Below are 2,810 nucleotides of genomic sequence, written 5' to 3'. Positions count from 1 at the left end.
AGGAGTATTGCCTGAGATTAGCGGCGATGTCACTATTACTAATAGCACTGGTTCTAGCAACCTGACAGTGCGGCGGGGGAACCTTTTCAAGGTAAACAGTGGAGTCAGTGCGACTTTTGACGGATTCACGATCAATGGTTTTGGGGGCCGCGGTATCTATAACGACGGTGGCACAGTCAATCTGAGTAACGGATTAACGATCACAGATTGTTTTACACCTGACCAGGGCGCCGGTATCTACAACAATGGCGGCACAGTAAATGCGACCAACAGCACTTTCTCTAGCAACCGTTTTGGCCGTTTCTTAATGTTCTCCGAGCCCATCGCCAGTGGTGGTGGCATCCACAATGAGGGCGGCACAGTAAATGTGACTAACAGCATTTTCTCAGGCAACAGTGGCTACTCAGCCCCCGGAACAGCCGGACCAAGCAGAGGCGGTGCCATCTCAAACAATAGCGGCACAGTAAACGTGACGAACGGCACTTTCTCAGGCAACAGGGCTAGCGATGGCGGTGGCATCTTTAACAATGGCCCAGGCACAGTCAAAGTAGTAAACAGCACTTTCTCTGGCAACTTTGGAATCCGAGTTACCGGAGGGTCTCCGGAATCAGTAGATGGTGGTGCCATCTTTAACCAAGGCGGTACTGTGGAGGTGACAAACAGCACTGTTTCTGGCAACGATGCGGGCGGTGGCCGTGGTGGCGGCATTCATAACCGTGAGGGTGGCACAGTCAAAGTGACGAACAGCACTCTTTCTGGTAACACAGTGGGTGGTTTTTTTGGGTTTGGTGGTGGCATTTATAACGATAACGGCACAGTAGAGGTAACCAACAGCACTCTCTCTGGAAACCAAGCAACCAAGCCAGGTGGCAGCGGTGCTGGCATCTATAACCAAGCTGGCACGGTAACGCTGACCAACAGCACTCTCTCGGGCAACATAGCAAACCCCTCGACCACCGACCCCTTTCTTATCATCACTATACCTGTCCCTGGAAGTGGCGGTGGTATATGGAACGGCGGCACGTTGAATGTCAAAAATACTATCGTCGCTCAGAACACTGCGGCCACTGGCCCTGACGTTTTCGGCAGCTTCGCCAGCGGTGGCTACAACTTAATTGGCGACGGTACTGGCAGCAATGGTTTTACTGCTGTCGGCGATCGAGTTGGCACTGCTGCTGCACCTATTGACCCTCTACTAAACCCGCTGACAAATAACGGCGGCCCGACTCAGACTCGGGCATTGCAACCGGGTAGTCCCGCTATTAATGGTGGCGACCCAGCTTTTGTTTTAACCTCTGGACCTTTTATCGGTCCTCCCTTCTACGACCAGCGGGGTATCTCTCCTTTTAATCGCGTTAGCGGGGGAATTATTGACATCGGCGCTTTCGAGTCTCCTCTGGTTTCTTAACACCTGTAGGATGCGTTGCAATGTTGAGAGCTGTCAACTTAAGAGTGACGGCATAACTCAGGCACCGAAAGCAACCCTGTGCGCTTTGGGGGCGATCGAGAATTAAGATTTAGTAGGGTGGGGTGACACCAGTGTGCCCTGTCAACGTGGTGCAGAAGGCGGACTAACGCTTGAAATTTCGTTGCAGCCGCGAACTCGCTCTGATTTTTTTTAAGCGCGCCAGACAATAAATTTTGTTTATTATCGATCGCCAACCGATAGGATGACGTAAAGTTGCTCGTTCGCGCCTTGACGCGGGCTCAATGAAACCAGTTTAATAGCTAAACAAAACAGTAGTAGATAGCAAAGCCTACGCACTTGCTTTGGGCAGCCCAACTGCGAAACTTAATAAAGTTTGCAGCGTCATAGATTCTAAGAAGCAATATCGCACTACGCGCGATGAAAATCGCGATTGCTACCCCTAACCCGCGAGATCCGCGCTAGAGCCACAACCATCACTTACCATCTATCAAAAAAAATGGCTACACTCGAAGGTACCCCCAACAACGATGTTTTAATTGGCTTTCCTGGAAGTAACTCGCTCTTTGGCAAACAAGGCGATGATACCCTGTTTGGTGCAGAAGGGGACGATCAAATCTTTGGCAACCAAGGTAAGGACTACATCTTGGGCAACCAAGCCAATGATACCCTCTACGGCGGCAAAGACAGTGACCTCATTCAAGGCGACGCAAACGAGGATTGGGTGTTTGGCGATAACGGTAATGATACCCTCGAAGGAGGGCAGGGAAACGATGTTGTCCGCGGCGGCAAAGAAAATGATTTGCTATCTGGAAATGAAGGCAATGATGTCCTATTTGGAGATAGCGGTGCCGATACTTTAAGCGGTGGCGATGGTGACGACATTTTTGTCATCAGCCGAGTACAAAATAATTCGGTTAATACCGGCAGTTCTACTCTTGCCAATGCGGACTTGATTACCGACTTTAGCCTGGGTACAGACTTAATAGGACTCGATAGAGGCTTGGAATTTCAAGACTTGAATATCTCTCAAGGAACAGGGGATTTTGCCAGAGATACGATCGTGCGAGATAACGTGACAGGCGAATATCTCGCTATTTTAAAAGATATTAACAGCAGCAGTATCACAGCCGCCAATTTCACCACCTCACTCGCTCCAATTACCTCAACATTAACCCCCAGTATCTTAGAATTCAGCACCTCTAGCTACAGTGCCGACGAGGGCAAGAGTGGCACTTCCGAAATAGTCGCCACAGTTCAACGCACTGGCAGCAGCGAGGGGGCAGTCAGCGTTCAAGTGGAACTAGATACACCTTCCACCGCTACTGTTAGCGAAGACTACATTAACAATCTGCCAGTTACTATCAACTTTGCCAGCGGCGAA

2 protein-coding genes are annotated in these 2,810 nt (G+C 50.1%); both read left to right on the top strand.

What is annotated here, in order from left to right; genetic code table 11:
- On the top strand, positions 1–1,408 hold a 1,408-nt coding region (locus QUA71_RS28995), incomplete at its 5' end, for a choice-of-anchor Q domain-containing protein (RefSeq protein WP_333290440.1).
- Between the two features lie 517 nt (positions 1,409–1,925).
- A partial coding sequence (locus QUA71_RS28990; protein ID WP_333290439.1) for a calcium-binding protein occupies positions 1,926–2,810 on the top strand: 885 nt, incomplete at its 3' end.

This window comes from Microcoleus sp. MON1_C5, from assembly GCF_036701875.1.
In the GTDB taxonomy this organism is placed as follows: Bacteria; Cyanobacteriota; Cyanobacteriia; order Cyanobacteriales; family Microcoleaceae; genus Microcoleus.
This window is presented reverse-complemented; position numbering and strand designations above follow the sequence as displayed.